Origin of the sequence: Bartonella sp. MR30HLJHH, assembly GCF_042194195.1 — a bacterium.
GTDB lineage: Bacteria > Pseudomonadota > Alphaproteobacteria > Rhizobiales > Rhizobiaceae > Bartonella > Bartonella grahamii.
Window position 1 is genome coordinate 1 of record NZ_JBHIMO010000096.1, and the last position, 820, is coordinate 820.

The following is an 820-nucleotide window of genomic DNA, read 5'->3' on the forward strand; positions in this document are numbered from 1 at the left end:
CCCATTGATTTTTCCATTGGTGATCGATCAAGCCGCGCTAACCTTCTTAACGAACAAAACATCACAACAATTATCCGCGAAAACGGTTATCGTCTTTGGGGTAATCGCACCCTTTCAAGTGATACAAAGTTTGCTTTCTTATCGGTGGTGAGAACCGCAGATATGATCAATGACGCCATTTTGCGCGGGCATCTATGGGCTGTCGACCGCAATATCAAAAAAAACTACATGAGTGACGTGAGTGAAAGCGTCAATGCCTATTTGCGTGATTTAAAAGCACAAGGCGCCATTCTTGGTGGGCGTTGTACGCCTGATCCAGAGTTGAATACAGCAAGCGCTATTGAAAGCGGCAGAGTCTATTTCAATGTCGAATTCACACCAACAACACCAGCAGAACACATCACATTCCGTTCACGCATTGTGAATGATTATTTAGAGGAGATTTTTTAATGGCTATCCCCGTTTTACCAAGAGTTTTGAAATATTTTAACATTTTTGTCGACGGCATTCCCTATCAAGCAAAATGTGAAAGCGTAACATTACCGAATTTGAATTTGGTTGTTGAAAGCTATCGCGGGGGTGGCATGGATAGCTCCATTGAAGTTGACCTTGGTCTTGAAACTCTCATTCTCACCATGACCATTTCTGACTGCTCTCCAGAGTTGATGACACTGTTGGGGCGCACTGATGTCGACATTTCATTACGAAGTTCAATGCAAGCGCAAGGCACACCCGCAGAAGGTGTTGTCATTACCATGAGAGGACTATGCAAAGGCTTTGAAATGGCAGAATGGCAACCGGGGAGCAAAGCAACATCCAC

At 44.3% G+C, this 820-nt stretch carries 2 protein-coding genes; both read left to right on the forward strand.

Annotated elements, in window-relative coordinates; all coding sequences use genetic code 11:
- Nucleotides 1-450: phage tail sheath C-terminal domain-containing protein (locus ACFIKR_RS09525; protein ID WP_375659667.1), on the forward strand; the 450-nt coding region annotated here is incomplete at its 5' end.
- A partial coding sequence (locus ACFIKR_RS09530) for a phage major tail tube protein (protein WP_375659668.1) occupies nt 450-820 on the forward strand: 371 nt, incomplete at its 3' end. The genes ACFIKR_RS09525 and ACFIKR_RS09530, both read left to right, overlap by 1 nt.